This is a genomic window from Methanothermobacter sp. (assembly GCF_030055425.1).
GTDB lineage: Archaea > Methanobacteriota > Methanobacteria > Methanobacteriales > Methanothermobacteraceae > Methanothermobacter.
The window spans coordinates 57897-71419 of record NZ_JASFYE010000007.1 but is presented as its reverse complement, the minus strand read 5'-3'; the positions used below and the strand labels follow the sequence as shown (position 1 = coordinate 71419).

Below are 13523 nucleotides of genomic sequence, written 5' to 3'. Positions count from 1 at the left end.
ATCACATACCCTCCCTCTCACGCCTCCTGAAACGCTCAGGTGTTGTTGTTCTGGGTATATTCCTGTAATATTCCCCTGCGGTATCGAATATCTCAATTGAAATATCTGCTATTCTCTCAAAGGTCTTAACAACCCTTGAAAGGGATATGTAATAGGTTGAGCGTTCCTTATCCTCAAATGGTGTTTCGGCCATCTGCGTGGCCACACAGTTAAGGGCATTCTTCTGGACCCTGTGAATATCGTCCTCAAGGGACATGAGTTTTGCCTTGAGTTCAAGTTTCTCGTTGAGGAATGCGTCCATTGCTGTATTCACCATCTCAACAGCAATTGAAAACATCTCACGGAGGTACTCCATCATCGCAGGGTCAACCTCGTAGGACTCCTTAACTGCAAAGTTGGCTATTATTGCAGAGTGATCACCTATCCTTTCAAGGTCATAGGCAATCTCTGTGAATGCCATTGTCTTGCTGAACTCTGAGTAGGGGTTCATTGCTATGGCCGTATCAACAGAGGACCTCACCTTCTCATGCATGGTGTTCGTTATGTAGTCCATCTTCAGGGCCTCATTTGCAAGGTCCTCGTCGTATTCCTCAAGGGACCTGAATGACTTTTTGAGCTGCTTGCAGACATGCTGTGCCATGTCCCTGAGTATCTCCTTGATGAAAAAGCTCCCTGCGTATTCCCTGGATGTAACCTCCTCTCCAAAAAGCTCCGGGAATTCCTCAAATTTCTTTATATCCACAATGTAGGCCCTTCTCACAACACCCTCCTTTATTAAGGGCTGGAGGAGTTTGGTAACATAACGCCTTGTTATTCCAAGCCTTTCTGCAATCTCATCCTGTGTGGATGGGTTCTCATAGAGTATAACATCTATGATTGACTTGAGTGTTGCATTTTTTGTTTTATTTTTCATTCTCCAAAGACACCTCATCTTCCATTACAATGACAACAGATTCCCTGAGTATGGATACTGTCATGTAGAGGAGTGTAACTATGACCAGCACGGTTATCAGGATGTCGAACTCATAAAAAATCGACCTGTAGAACATTACCACGGGTGACTGAATATCCACAAGCCCCCTCAGGAGGACAATGAAGCCCATGAGTAAGAGGACATGCCCATATGATTTCTTTATGGTCTCAGGTTGCAGGAGGGGATAGATCCCCATCACCATGAGCCCAACCCCTATTGACCTGAAGAGATTCCAGGCGGTTGCCTCTTCAAGTAGATAGAAGATATGCTGGGGTTTCCACTGGAAATTTCCAAGGAGGTATATGGCCTCAATTACCACTATTATAATGAGGGGTATTGCAAATACCACTCTGCTCTCAACCCTCTCTGTCTTAACATTCTTGAGGGGTTCCCTGAGGTAGTGGGAGAGAAGCTGATACAGCATTGAGCCAAGAACAGCACCCATGACAGTTCCGCCTACTCCCAGCTTTGAGGTTGTGAATGCCACTATTCCTGAGATTATCCCAGCCATAAGTATATCAAAGGCCTTGGTCAACGCTGCCACCTGCAGATCCTTAAATTAAGATCATATTATGCATATTTATTTTCCCCATTAGAGAACATTATGTGTGATGGTATATTAATCTTTTTATAAAAATGAAACTAGGTTAAAGGGGGCCTTCTGGATGTACATATGAACATATCATGTATTCTTCATCCTCAACCTTAACAGAATAACTGGCCATTTCCCTTTTAGAACCATTCTCGGTGTTTATAAGGTCAACAGAGATTCTATCCTCATCTATCCTCAACTGGTTATGGGAGGGGAACGTCTCACCCCTCAGCTTCCTTGTTGTGGCTGTACCTGAATTCAGTGTAACCATCCCTTCAATCATCCAGACATTGGGCACATGCTTGTGTCCATTGAGTACAAAGTCAACACCATATGAATTGAGGAGTCTGAGGAGATCGCCTGAATCCAGCAGTATGTTCCTCTCACGACCAGTGTTTGGTATGGGTAGCAGGTGGTGGTGGAAAGTAACTATCTTGCATAGGTGATCAGGAACCCTCTCAAGTTCCCCTGCAAGCCATTCAAGCTGATCCATCCCTATCTGACCATCATTTATGTCGGGTTCAGATGAATCAAGACCTATAACAGCAAATTCTGAGTCATGATGGACAAACTTCCTCTTACCTATCATCTTCTCAAAGTGCACCAGCCCAACGTTCCTTGCATCGTGGTTGCCGGGAATTATATATGTTGATGTGATTGACCGCAGCTCATCTGCAAATTCCGCCGCAAGTTCATACTCATGTGCATAGCCCTCTGTGGTGAGGTCACCTGAAACAACTATGAGGTCGGGATTTTCATCCTGAAGCTGTTCCAGAAGATTCTCCCTGAGCTTGGTGGAGAAATTCTTTTCACCGAAATGTATGTCCGAAATCTGAGCAATTTTTTTCTCCATTAAAACACCTTAAAATCAATGAAAAAGCCTTAGGGGGGATTCGAACCCCCGACCTATGCCTTACCAAGGCATCGCTCTACCACCTGAGCCACTAAGGCAAACAATTTTAATTTCAGAACAGCTAAAACTCTAGTGCAGGGGAAGGGATTCGAACCCTCGAAGGCCTGCGCCAGAGGATCTTAAGTCCTCCCCCTTTGGCCGCTCGGGCACCCCTGCATGGTAATTGATAGTAGTAAAAAGTCATATATTAATTTAACGGTGGTCATTATCATATCACTAATTTATTAAACCGGGTGTCCATAAATTTACTGGGTGATTCATTGAAACACGATCCATCAAGGTGTATGCTCTGCGGTGCCTGTGTGAATGTCTGTCCATCAGGTGCCCTGGAACTGGAGGACATCCTCCTCATGGGGGATGGGTGCCTGGATTGTCTTGCCTGTGCTGCGGTCTGTCCTGTGGACGCAATGGGGTGTCAGGATGAAGTATGATCTTGTTGTTGTCGGGGGTCGTGTGGCAGGTTCCATAGCAGCATACTATGCAGCAAAAAATGGTCTACAAGTCCTCATGCTCGAAGGAAACCCTGAGATAGGGACCCCTGTACAGTGCGCCGGGGGAGTGAGCGACAGCTTCTTCAAATCAACAGGCATAAAGCCCCTCCCTGAGTTCACATGTACAAGGATAAATGCTGCTTCTATCAATGGGCCACATGGTGCAAGCATAACAACCAGGAACCCCATTATAAGGGGTTACATCCTTGAAAGAAAGGTTTTTGATAAATACCTCGCTTTGCGCGCTGCTGAAGCCGGTGCGGATGTGCTTGCAGGTTCCCGGGTAAAAGATTTGATTTTCCAAGATGGATCCGTCTCCGGTGTTAAATTCAGGGGCCCCGATGGAACCCATGAGGTTGAATCAGATATTGTAATTGCAGCAGACGGCATTCAGTCAGGTATTGGCCGCGTGGCGGGGCTTGATACACGTTTCAGGCCAGGAGAAGTGTGCTCCTGTGCCCAGTATGAGGTCGCCGGTTTCGATGTGGACGACGAAACCATGGAATTCTACTTCGGGAGTGCCTTTTCTCCATCAGGTTACCTCTGGGTCTTCCCAAAGGGTGATGGGCGGGCAAATGTTGGTGTGGGTATAAGGAGAAGAAGATGCTTTGATAATGGTCCGCTACATTATCTTAACCAGTTCATCTCCAGGGCAGGCTGCAGCAAACTGGAGTTCAACGCAGGTGCTGTACCCGTTGCCGGCCCCATCAGGAAGACATACACAGACGGCCTTATTGTCGTTGGTGACGCAGCCGGTCAGGTAGATCCCCTCACAGGCGGCGGCATACACATTGCAGCGGAATGCGCGATTATAGCCGCAGATGTAGCGAGTGATGCTATTGAATCACAGAGAACCGATGCCGCCTTCCTCTCAAAGTATGAGAGCACATGGCGTGAGCGGATAGGTAAAAATCTTGAGAGATCACTTAAATTTAGGAAGGTACTTGATGGTTTAAGTGATGATGAGCTCGATTCAGTCATAAGATCCTTTGAGGGAAAAGATTTAAATTCCATCTCAAAAATATCACTCCTTAAGATTCTGAGGGATTATCCCGGAATCTTAAAGATGCTCAAATGTATGCTTTAACCAGGGATAGCATGCATGGGGGGGGTTTTATATTCCTAGACATCGAAAAGCTTCTGAAAGAGGGGGATGTTCAAAGTCTCATGGAGGCTCTTGAAAGTGATGATTACACCGTAAGACTGGATGCTGCCCTTGCCCTTGAAGAACTGGCAGATAAGCGATCAGTACCCGCCCTGATTGACACCCTCAGATATGAGGAATGGCAGAAGGACTACCCCATACTGGGGAGTGTTAGGGCCGCGGCAGCCAGGGCGCTGGGGAATATAGGTGATCCAAGCGCGATTGAACCGCTGATAAGTTCCCTTGAGGACCCCGATATTGATGTCAGAATCAGTGCACTGAAATCTCTTTCTAAGTTACGGAATAAAAGGTCAGTTGATACTGTTGAAGGATATTTAAATGATCCCCTTGAGGATATAAGAAAAAATGCACTCATCACCCTTGCGGAACTGGACCCTAAGAAGGGACTCAGGCAAGCATTAGTTGCACTTAACGACAGGTCATGGGTTGTGAGAAAGGCCGCCGCAAGGGTCATCAGGAATCTGGGTGATGAGAGGTGCCTTGAGTTCCTTATTGATAAACTCAACGACCCTGATCTGGAGGTCCGGCGCCAGATTATCCTTGCGGTTGTGAATCTTGGTGAAGTTGCGGTTGATCCCCTTCTTGAAAAACTTTCTGATCCCTCATGGCAGACAAGGGCCGTCCTTGTTGAAGCTCTTGGGGAGATAGGGTCAAAAAGGGCTGTTCCCTACCTCAAAAGGATGGTCTCAGGCAGAAAAAGGGACGAAAACCGCTATGTTCGCGGAAAGGTTGCGGAGGCCCTGGGGCTTATAGGGGATCCAGATGCCCTTGAATCACTCATAGAGGCCCTCAATGATCCGTATCTTTTTGTTAGAAGAAAGGCCCGCGCAGCAATAGACCTGATCGATGTGGAACCATACCTTGAGAGATTCGATAATGGGGAGATAAGCTTCAAGTACCCCATTTTCTGGGACCTCCTGGAGGTTGAGGATGGTGAAAAACTCATTACAGGTTCATGTAAGGAACATGGGCTTAAAATATCCGTTAAGAGAAAGGAAGCCTCTGGAGTGACTGCTGAAGAATTTTCAGATATCTTGATTGACGTTCTGAACATGAGGGGTCTTTTTAACATCACAAGGGGCTCCGTTACCGTGGACAGCGAACATGGATACATGGTAACCGGTGAAACAAAGAAAGACAGGATAGTGGCATTCATCTTCAAAAAGAAGGGTTACATATATTATATGTACTTCAGGGGCCGCCTTGAAAACATTACTGAGTCCTACAAATATATGAGGGTGTTGATAAACACCCTTCACGTGGAAATCTAGTCCCCTAAACTTTGCCCCTGTAGATCTTCATTGCCTCCTCAAGGACCTCGCTGAACTCCATGTGATCCCTGAGATCAGCAAGGTCATCCACAGATACCAGTTTAAGGACATTCTCCTTACATGCATCCACACATGCAGGTAAGAGACAGTCGGCATCCATACAGAGCGTACATTTTTCTGCTGATTTCTTTTCAGAGTCAAGGACCACCATTCCTGCGGGGCAGGCAACCATACATAGCTTGCAGAGTATGCATGCGTCCTCATCAACCACAAGCGCCCCGTCAACCTCCCTTATGGCGCCAACGGGGCATATCCTTGCACATGGAGCCTTCTCAGGGTGGCACTGAAGACAGAATACAGGCATCCTGTCGGCCTTCCTTACCCTTGCAACTCCATGGGTCTTTTTGCATGCATTTATGCAGTCATCGCAGCCACTGCACCTTGCAGGGTCAATGACCATCAGCATCTTCACCGGACCACCCCCTCTACTCCGATGCAAGTTTCTCAAGGTATTCAGGTAGTCCTGAGGAGTCCCTTGGCCCCACAAGCACCTTCCATCCGGTATCGTCTTCTATTTCACCACTAGCAGGTGCCGCAAGTCCGGGAATGATGAGAACCTTATCCTTCACCCTATCCTCTATACCACTATCCTTTATAAGGTCAGCCACTGCGGTTCCTGTGAGCTGTCCTCCTGCCAGTGAGACGTCCACAGCCCTTCCCTCTGTGTCAAGCACAAGGAGATATGCAGTCACATCACCAGACTTGAGGTCACCCTCCACTGTGTAGTATGTGAGTGAGAAGTTGGTTGTGAGTATCACAGGGGAGTTCTCATCAACGTCTCCAAACTCATATATTCCTGGATCAACAGTCTGTGGCTTCCTTGGATCAGTGTAGAGTCCCTGCCTGAGGGTGAGTATGGGCATAAGCTCCCAGATATCTGTTCCTCCGAGTATAAGAATGTCGGCGTAGCGGTTCATGAGTGTGGCTGCAACAGTGGCCTCCTTTATGTTATCCTCAACTGTATCCCCTCCCGAAAGCCTTGAGAGTGCTGGTATGCCCATGATGGGGAAGCGGAAGTCCTCATCCCTTTCCTCAACTGCAAGGCGCCTTATCATGACAAAGTTGTCTATGGTGTCACCTATTCCCTCACCTGTGAATGTTCCGGGGTCCAGGATAATTTCAGTAAGTCCCATTGCCCTCAGTCTTCTTGTGAGCCTCTTCATCTCCTCGAGGTCCCCCGGTGAGAAGAGCACCATGGGGCAGTCATATGAAATGGAAAGTTCAGCCATCTCCTGGAGGTTGTCCTTTGTAGCCGCGTACATGAGGGGCCTCTGATCCCCCAGGACCTGGAGGGCAGCCCTCATTGCCTCTGGATCGAAGGTGCATAGAACAACAGGGAAGTTGAGTTCACTGATTGCTCCTGCTGCCTCTGCGAATTTTTCAGGGCTCCCTGATTTGTTCCTGAGCGCTATGGCATCCAGGGTCAGTTCCTCACCGGTACGCTCGAATTTCAGATTCATTATATCACTGGCCCTCTTCATGATCTCCTCTGATGGTAGGTCATCTGGAAGATCAACCACGAGGGCTGTGGGGTTGTAGTATGTGAGTTCAAACCTGTAGAGGACCTCATCACCCCCCACCACCACCTGGTTTTTTTCTGGGCCAAAGGTTATCTCTCTCACAGCCGGGGCCAGGAGGTCCTCGAGCTTCTGTCTTTCATCCCCACTGAGCTGTGGGCAGTCATCCAGTGTGAGTTCCTTTTCTATGAGTTTTGTGGCGAAGGCCATGCATGATGACTCATCACATTTACCACAGTTTGTTTTTGGTAGTAACCTGTATACATCCATGGCAGTTACCTGCAATTTAACCCCTCCTCAATATTCCAGTTCAGTTATCCATTCCCGGAGATCAGGTGTTTCGGCAGTCATGTATTCCCTTGTGAAGGTTTCCCCTATCTCCCGCAGAAGCCTCACAGACGTTGGATGGAGCATCATGAATATATCCACACCTGAGAGCATCATTGTAAGTCCGGTTACTATCTCCCACAGAGGGCCCCTGTAGTCTGTGGGTCCCCATTCATCCTTCTTCATCCAGGCCTCCCTTGAACCCCACGCGTTGGTTGTTCCAGAGGACATTGGCATCTGCAGATCGGCATCGCCCTTGAGTGCCGCGAGCCTTGTCCTTGTGATGACGTCTATTGAAAATTCTATACCATATCCCAGTGCACAGGTCGTTGGGTCCATCACTATGTCCTCTCTGCTAAGGCCTTCCTTCATGAGGTAACGGTTGAGGGTTTTTTGCATGTTGACGTCTGTTATGGCCCATGATAGGACCGCGTGGTTGTGGTCAAGGGCTGCCCTTGCAACCTTTCTGTAGTCAAGGTCCAGGTTTGCTGATGCCAGGAGACACCTTTCGCCTTCAGCAGCCTCAGCAGCCTTTTCAAGTACCAGTGGATCCTTTTCAGGGTCCCCTGAGCCCCCGATTACCAGGGGGACATCAACGGCCTGGAGGACTTCCTCGATGTCATTTGCAGCCTCCCTCGGTGACTTGTCCATTACCTTGGGTCCTGTTCCGATGAGGTGTATTGTGACCATGTTGGCACCATAGTCCTTTACCGCCTTCCTTGCCCAGTCCCCGGGGTCCTCCATGACGTCGCTGAAGTGCTCCCTGATAGGCCTTGGTAGACCCGGCATGGGTATGTCAAAGACGTCGAATGTCACCACCGGTGGGTTTGGCTGGGGTTCCTCAAACCTGTAGAGGGCCTTCTGACCACCAAGGTAAACAGGTTTCCTTGTACCCTCACCCAGTTTCACCTGGGCAACCTCACCGGGGTATGTCTTTACCGGTGGTTCGAATTCCTCATCAGGGAGTGCCTCAACTGCCTCCCTAACCTCCACTGTTTTCTGGATGGCTTGCTGAACCGCAGGCATTATGTAGAGTTCAAGTTCGTCAACATCCATCCGGAACTCATTTATTTCGATGGATTTCGTGTTCTGAAGTAATTTCAGAAGTTCCGTTAATTTATCCATAAGCACACCTCTATAGACTTAAAATTTTATCGGCAACCTTTTTTATGGCCCTGAATGCTGCTGAATCTTCAGGCAGCTCATATAGCGACCTGCCCTCCATGTCATACCTGGAAACAAGGGGATCCTCAGGTATGACGCCTATGACCTCAAGGTCTTCGTCTATTTCAAGTTTCTCAAGGTCCCCTTCATGGACCCTGTTAAGAACCAGGAATACCTTCCTGAATTTTATCTCAAGTTCCCGTGATAGTTCAAGTATCCTTCTTGCTGTTAGAATCCCCCTTTTTGAGGGGTCGGTTACAACCATCATCACGTCAACGTTCTGGGTTGTCCTCCTGCTGAGGTGTTCAAGGCCCGCCTCGGTATCTATCACTATGTAGTCGTAGTTCTCTGCTATATTCTCGATTATCCTCCTCAGCATGGTGTTAACTGCGCAGTAGCACCCACTGCCCTCGGGGCGGCCCATGACGAGCAGGTCAAAATCATCGGTCTCGGTTATTGACTCCATTATCCGGTAGTCAAGTATATCCCACTTGTTGGCTGATGGGGGGATTCTGCCCGCTGCTGTGTCCCTCTTAAGCTGTTCCCTTACCTCACCAACGGTTCCACTTACTGAAACTCCGAGGGCCTCTGGAAGGTTTGAATCAGGGTCAGCGTCTATTGCAAGAACATCCGCACCTGTAGCTGCGAGTATCCTCACAAGGGATGCTGAAACCATGGTCTTTCCTGTTCCGCCCTTGCCGCTTACTGCTATTATCACATGACCACTCAGGTTGATTATTTACGCTTTATTATTACCTTCTCAGCGTAGATCTTTGCGTTTTTGAGGACTATTCTGAATCCACCCGCTGCTGGAAGGCTGATCTCAGGGGACGCCATTACAGGTATTCCTTCGGTGATGGGGGTCTCCTCAGCGTAGGTTTCCTCTTCCTCAACAACTTCAGCTTCCTCAGTGGATTCTGCATGTGCCCTTTCAAGAACGGGATGCTCCTTTTCCCTCAGAAATCTTCTGAGTTCCTTTATTGATGTCGCATCTACCTCTGTGGCTATTTTATCCCGCAGGTCCTCAGGGATGAATTCAATGACTGATTCCTTGAGTTCCTTTGGCATCCAGATTACCCTTGAGTATCCACCATCTGCCTGCAGGAACTTTGGTGAGCGCATGTACTCAAGGCTGAGACCCGAGAACCCCTCAACCTGTTTTCCGCCTGAACACTGTCCCGCCATTGCAGAGAATGGTATTCCAAGTGGGGTTTCGCCCCTGAAGTCCCTGTTCACGATACCTATTCCATCCAGTTCTGGTATGTAGAATGCCACCGCCTCGAAGCAGCCACATGATGTGTGTGGATACCCGAATACGCTGTGGAGGTAAACCCTCTCTGTTGTACCCTGTGAGTTCTCTGCCACTGCAGCGTTAACATTCTCATATTCTCCCTTCTCCGGGTCAATGACATTCCCCTTTTGGATTTCAAATATTGGGCCGTCTGGGTCCATCTTGTAGGCTGCACGGCAGTCGAACCAGTTTATGGCACCACAGAGGGCTGTCCTGTCCGGTGTGACCACACATACATGTGTTGGGGCGAAGGACTGGCACATGAGGCACCCGTAGAACACGTCAACGTCCTCGTCTGAGAGCTCCCTTGCCCTTGAATCCCTTATCTCATACTTTTCCCTGGCTGTTTCAAGGAATTCTTTAACAGTACCCTCGTCGGTCATGATTGTCACTGATATGGATTCGATTATGGGGAACTCCTCCCTGAAGAGGACCGATAGTGCCTTTCCAAGGTGTTCCAGTCGGAAGCCGGCGTCCTTTGCCTCTGTGCTTACACGGCACCATATCTGGTCCCTCTGGTTGAGGTGCATGAAGCCCTGGACGTAGTTGCAGAGTTCATGGAGCCTCCGCTCTATAACGCTTTCAAGTTCCTCCTCGAGTTCGCTTCCTGCTATCTCCACGTTTATGGCGAATGGATAGATCTGGCCCTGTTCCATTTCACTTATCTCGGGCCCTATGACCTCCACCTTTCCATCCTCAACGCTATCCTTAACCTGGACCAGTTCGGCTCCGATGGATTTGGGCCCGGCAAGTTCAACGAACATGTTTGCTGATCTTATCCGCTCCCCCTCGTGCATGGGACTTACATCAACGGGTATGTCTTCAAACATTGAATTCCTCCATTATCATCAGTCAGTATACATCTTCTCAAGGTACCTGAACCATTCATTATCATCCATGTTGGGAAATGATGCGTCTGCATTTGAGTGGAATGTCTTGCATATTGTGAGTGTCCTTATATGCGGTGCGAAGTGCTTCAGGGTTGATAGGCCCTGGGATGCTATGTAATATATGCACCCTATGAATATGACGAGGTCATGCTGACCCTCACCCCTGAGACCCTCCCAGTCTGGGTCCTTCAGGAGGTTGGTTATCTCCACTATGCCATGGGGTTCTGATTCAACACCCGCCTCCTTCAGCGCCCTGTAGGTATCGGCAGTGGACACCACCGGGAGGTCCCAGTGCCTGATGATTTTAACTGTGTGTTCAAGTACTGGCTGGCGCTTTGCAAGGGGACCCACAACCATTAATGGCCTCTTGGCCTTTTTTATCATCATAACTGCGGTTTCAGGTGTTACCAGCATTGCCTGTTTAGGCCCTGCTATAACAGTTGGCTGCCATGGTATTATACGGTCATTCACACCGATCACCTCTCAAGGAGTGAGGGTTCCTTTGGAAGCTTCTTTGGCTTCCAGTTCTTTTCCTCCAGTATCTTCATGATGTCCCTCTTGTAGACTATGGGGATGTCCTTCTCTGTCCTTATGAACCTGTCGATGTCATCTGGAATTGTGCCAAAGTACTTTTTATGGAGGTCGATGTAGTTGCTGAGTTTCATCTGGCGACCCTTGGGTGTGTCTGTTGGCCTTATGCAGAGTTTAGCCACCATCACCGTTGCCTCCTCCCTGTTCTCTGCTGCATAGAGGAGGTGTTCTGGAGCTGGCTCCCCATCAATGACCTCACCTGTTCTCAGGTCGTTCAGTTTCCACTTATCCTCGTCATCTGCCCTTCCAAGGAACAGTCTGCGGTACTTTGATCCGTGGGGTCCCAGGACGACGGGTATTCCCCACCTGTTCACACCTGTTGCTATGGCTGCCGCCTTCTGGGAGTAGGCACCCCATGCGACGCCACATGCCCCTACACGGTTAAGTATGTAATCTGCTATCTCCTCAAAGTTCCCCTCAAGTGGTTTCTGTGCGAATATGTTGGCTATCTTTATGGCAGCCCCTGATATGTGGGCGTTTGATACGCAGGAGCCCATGTTAACAAGTCCCTTTGCATCGAACTGCCCGCCGTATTTTTCATAGAGTGTCTTTCCATCCTCGTCCCTGTATTCCCCGATGGACATTGCACCGCATCCCGTTGTGACCACGATGTAATTCCTCTCAAGGAACTCCTTTGCCATGAGGGCAACATCCTTTCCACCCTCAGGGTAGTTTGAGCACCCTACAAAGGCCACCACACCGGGTATGTCCCCGAGGACTATGGGCGCACCAACCCTTCTTATCTCCACATCCTGGGCAGGACCGCGCCCGGCCCTTATCTTGTATTTTTCGTCCTTTACGCGCCTTTCACCGGCCTTTGTCACCATGGATACTATGGGTATGTCCCTTTCACACTCCTGTTCGCAGCGTCCACATGTGTAGCAGAGCTCCTCAAGTGCCATCTCCTCAAGTTTGCTCAGATCACCCTCAGCCGCGCTCTTAACTGCATCCATGACAGGGAGGCTGTTGGGGCAGACCCTCTGGCACCAGCCGCAATCTGTGCACTCTGATGCCATCTTAATTATCTCATCAACCTCCGGCAATTTTTTGAGGGATTTCCTGAGTGGTGCCAGTTTCATTGCAGTTTTAACTGCCACCTCCCCAACCTTCTCTGGGTCGAGAATCAGTGCCCCCTCTATGTTACCGTTTATGAGGTCATTCACGATTTTGTCGGGGTCCTCATCTGTCAGATCAGGAAGTCCAAGGCACATCTTATCGGTTGTTGCAATCACCGCTGACCTGTTTTTGAGGGCCTCCTCCAGCACGTCTGTCCTCACGCACTGCTCGTCCACCACTATCACATCGGCAACACCACTTCTTATGAATCTGAGCTGCTTTGAGAGGGGCCCGACGACCTTGGCGGCCTCACTGTACCTTGTAACATCTATTGCTGCACAGCATATACCGCATACCTCAATTTCGTCTTCGAGTTCCCTTTCGGTGACGTAGTCCACTATATCCGCTCCGGGGAGGACGTTGTGGCCTATGCAGAGTATCACAGGTTTGGTGCTGTCTATAGTACCGAATCCCAGTTCAACAAGGGGTGCGTCCTCATCACCCTTCGGGAGGTCCAGGGCGACTATCTGGGCTATATCAGCAACCTCCCTTACAAGGTCATCCATGAGCCCAGAATGGAATGCCTTTGATTCAAAGTCCCTGCTGTCGCCCTCCTGCCCTGTGTGGCAGGCTGAGAGGAGGTGTGACATCTGTTCCTCGGCGTAGTCCATAACTTCCCTTAGGTCGCCCAGGGTTCGGGGCCTTCTTCCCATGACTGTCCTTGTTATGGGTGCCTCTATATCCACGTTCATGCCGAGGTCTATTTCATAGTCCTCTCCCAGTTTCTCTATGAGGTGATCCACAAGGTGCCTTGCGTGTCCCGCGTGGGCGGCGGTCCCTATGAGGCATGCGAGAAGTACTATGCGTGCCTGCTGGGTGGCTGCGTCTATACCACATGCTCCCCTCTTACCGAGGAGGTCACATTTACCGTAGGTGCAGAGGCAGCACATGTCACAGAAAGGTGCATAGAATGGTTCGTATCTTTCAAGGAGCTTCATGTCCCATGACCTGAGGTCGGTCACATGGGGGCGGGGTTTTGGACCCCTAACCTCTTCCTCCTGAGGTTTTTCCTCACTTATAATTTCTCCTATGGATATCTGGATATTTTTAAGGTCCCAGAAATCCCCTTTAAGGTTTTTGGCTTTTTTTGATTCGGGTGCCACATCCATCACCAGTATTACTAAATGCAGACTGACAATTATTAATGATTTATAATGATGGT

13 protein-coding genes and 2 tRNA genes are annotated in these 13523 nt (G+C 49.1%); 3 read left to right on the top strand and 12 right to left on the bottom strand.

Features of this window, described 5'->3' with window-relative positions; translation table 11 throughout:
- Position 1: 1 nt before the first annotated feature.
- From QFX39_RS07455 to QFX39_RS07435, 5 genes are all read right to left on the bottom strand, one after another.
- Positions 2 to 913 (bottom strand): PhoU domain-containing protein, encoded by a 912-nt coding sequence (locus QFX39_RS07455; protein ID WP_300478971.1) that lies wholly within the window; start codon positions 911 to 913, stop codon positions 2 to 4.
- Positions 903 to 1517 carry a hypothetical protein gene (locus tag QFX39_RS07450; protein ID WP_300478968.1) on the bottom strand — a complete coding sequence of 205 codons (615 nt, stop codon included), beginning with the start codon at positions 1515 to 1517 and terminating at the stop codon, positions 903 to 905. Before QFX39_RS07450 ends, QFX39_RS07455 begins: the two co-directional genes overlap by 11 nt.
- Before the next feature lie 103 nt (positions 1518 to 1620).
- The gene (locus QFX39_RS07445) at positions 1621 to 2418 is read right to left on the bottom strand and encodes a metallophosphoesterase (RefSeq protein WP_300478966.1); all 798 of its coding nucleotides are present in this window, start codon (positions 2416 to 2418) and stop codon (positions 1621 to 1623) included.
- 25 nt (positions 2419 to 2443) lie between these two features.
- Positions 2444 to 2516: transfer RNA gene (locus tag QFX39_RS07440), tRNA-Thr, on the bottom strand.
- A gap of 35 nt (positions 2517 to 2551) precedes the next feature.
- Positions 2552 to 2634 (bottom strand) — tRNA-Leu (locus QFX39_RS07435).
- A gap of 104 nt (positions 2635 to 2738) precedes the next feature.
- On the opposite strand from QFX39_RS07435, the gene QFX39_RS07430 reads away from it, so the two are divergent.
- The 3 genes from QFX39_RS07430 to QFX39_RS07420 are packed head-to-tail and all read left to right on the top strand — an operon-like array spanning position 2739 to position 5405.
- Entirely contained in the window at positions 2739 to 2909 is a 171-nt protein-coding gene (locus QFX39_RS07430; RefSeq protein WP_300478964.1) for a 4Fe-4S binding protein, read from the top strand.
- Positions 2899 to 4056 (top strand): NAD(P)/FAD-dependent oxidoreductase, encoded by a 1158-nt coding sequence (locus QFX39_RS07425; protein WP_300478961.1) that lies wholly within the window; start codon positions 2899 to 2901, stop codon positions 4054 to 4056. The genes QFX39_RS07430 and QFX39_RS07425 overlap by 11 nt, the downstream gene beginning before the upstream one ends.
- Positions 4044 to 5405: a HEAT repeat domain-containing protein gene (locus QFX39_RS07420; protein WP_300478959.1), complete on the top strand. Its 1362-nt coding sequence runs from the start codon at positions 4044 to 4046 to the stop codon at positions 5403 to 5405. The genes QFX39_RS07425 and QFX39_RS07420 overlap by 13 nt, the downstream gene beginning before the upstream one ends.
- Positions 5406 to 5409: 4 nt before the next feature.
- Here QFX39_RS07420 and QFX39_RS07415 read toward each other — a convergent pair whose 3' ends face one another.
- The 7 genes from QFX39_RS07415 to cdhA are packed head-to-tail and all read right to left on the bottom strand — an operon-like array spanning position 5410 to position 13470.
- Positions 5410 to 5871 carry a 4Fe-4S dicluster domain-containing protein gene (locus tag QFX39_RS07415; protein ID WP_300479055.1) on the bottom strand — a complete coding sequence of 154 codons (462 nt, stop codon included), beginning with the start codon at positions 5869 to 5871 and terminating at the stop codon, positions 5410 to 5412.
- Positions 5872 to 5890: 19 nt separating this feature from the next.
- Positions 5891 to 7267 carry an acetyl-CoA decarbonylase/synthase complex subunit gamma gene (gene acsC, locus QFX39_RS07410; protein WP_300478956.1) on the bottom strand — a complete coding sequence of 459 codons (1377 nt, stop codon included), beginning with the start codon at positions 7265 to 7267 and terminating at the stop codon, positions 5891 to 5893.
- A gap of 12 nt (positions 7268 to 7279) precedes the next feature.
- Positions 7280 to 8434: a CO dehydrogenase/acetyl-CoA synthase subunit delta gene (gene cdhD, locus QFX39_RS07405; RefSeq protein ID WP_300478953.1), complete on the bottom strand. Its 1155-nt coding sequence runs from the start codon at positions 8432 to 8434 to the stop codon at positions 7280 to 7282.
- 10 nt (positions 8435 to 8444) lie between these two features.
- Entirely contained in the window at positions 8445 to 9191 is a 747-nt protein-coding gene (locus tag QFX39_RS07400; protein WP_300478951.1) for an AAA family ATPase, read from the bottom strand.
- A gap of 17 nt (positions 9192 to 9208) precedes the next feature.
- Complete coding sequence (gene cdhC / locus QFX39_RS07395) at positions 9209 to 10594, bottom strand: CO dehydrogenase/CO-methylating acetyl-CoA synthase complex subunit beta (protein WP_300478949.1); 1386 nt, start codon at positions 10592 to 10594, stop codon at positions 9209 to 9211.
- 18 nt (positions 10595 to 10612) lie between these two features.
- Positions 10613 to 11134, bottom strand: coding sequence for a CO dehydrogenase/acetyl-CoA synthase complex subunit epsilon (gene cdhB / locus QFX39_RS07390; RefSeq protein WP_300478947.1), 522 nt, complete (start codon positions 11132 to 11134; stop codon positions 10613 to 10615).
- Positions 11131 to 13470: a CO dehydrogenase/acetyl-CoA synthase complex subunit alpha gene (gene cdhA, locus QFX39_RS07385; protein WP_300479053.1), complete on the bottom strand. Its 2340-nt coding sequence runs from the start codon at positions 13468 to 13470 to the stop codon at positions 11131 to 11133. The genes cdhB and cdhA overlap by 4 nt, the downstream gene beginning before the upstream one ends.
- Positions 13471 to 13523 lie beyond the last annotated feature (53 nt).

Excerpts from the sequence above, each read along its gene's own strand:
- QFX39_RS07455 (WP_300478971.1), bottom strand. The coding sequence starts at position 913 with ATGAAAAATAAAACAAAAAATGCAACACTCAAGTCAATCATAGATGTT.
- QFX39_RS07445 (WP_300478966.1), bottom strand. The coding sequence starts at position 2,418 with ATGGAGAAAAAAATTGCTCAGATTTCGGACATACATTTCGGTGAAAAG.
- QFX39_RS07425 (WP_300478961.1), top strand. The coding sequence starts at position 2,899 with ATGAAGTATGATCTTGTTGTTGTCGGGGGTCGTGTGGCAGGTTCCATA.
- QFX39_RS07420 (WP_300478959.1), top strand. The coding sequence starts at position 4,044 with ATGTATGCTTTAACCAGGGATAGCATGCATGGGGGGGGTTTTATATTC.
- QFX39_RS07415 (WP_300479055.1), bottom strand. The coding sequence starts at position 5,871 with ATGCTGATGGTCATTGACCCTGCAAGGTGCAGTGGCTGCGATGACTGC.
- cdhD (WP_300478953.1), bottom strand. The coding sequence starts at position 8,434 with ATGGATAAATTAACGGAACTTCTGAAATTACTTCAGAACACGAAATCC.
- cdhC (WP_300478949.1), bottom strand. The coding sequence starts at position 10,594 with ATGTTTGAAGACATACCCGTTGATGTAAGTCCCATGCACGAGGGGGAG.
- cdhA (WP_300479053.1), bottom strand. The coding sequence starts at position 13,470 with ATGGATGTGGCACCCGAATCAAAAAAAGCCAAAAACCTTAAAGGGGAT.